The following is a 302-nucleotide window of genomic DNA, read 5'->3' as shown; positions in this document are numbered from 1 at the left end:
AAAAAAACGAAAAACATCGATATGGCTAGAATCCTCAGACTTGTCTCTAAATATGATACTGGTTTGTTTGATATTTATGAGAACTTGAAGCGTTCTAAAGTGGATAAAATTGAGGCTGCTGAAGTTGTCGTAGGAACTTGCCACAGAACGAAAGGCCTAGAGTTTGACCAGGTGGTGCTAGGGGATGATTTTTGTGACCAATTGAAATTAATCGAGCGTACAGAAGACGAAATTCGAGATGAGTTGAATCTAATGTATGTCGCCATCACAAGAGCCAAGTTACGATTCGTAGAATCCCATCC

The 302-nt window shown here is 39.7% G+C and carries 1 protein-coding gene; it reads left to right on the top strand.

Annotated features, from left to right (window positions below; translation table 11 throughout):
* Positions 1-21: 21 nt before the first annotated feature.
* The coding region (locus IQR33_RS31415; RefSeq protein ID WP_193844318.1) for a 3'-5' exonuclease at positions 22-302 on the top strand (281 nt) is incomplete at its 3' end.

The sequence above is a fragment of the Vibrio sp. OPT46 genome, from assembly GCF_015163535.1.
GTDB classification, from domain to species: domain Bacteria; phylum Pseudomonadota; class Gammaproteobacteria; order Enterobacterales; family Vibrionaceae; genus Vibrio; species Vibrio alginolyticus.
The sequence above is the reverse complement of the archived record's forward strand: the minus strand, read 5'-3'. Positions and strand labels throughout refer to the sequence as shown.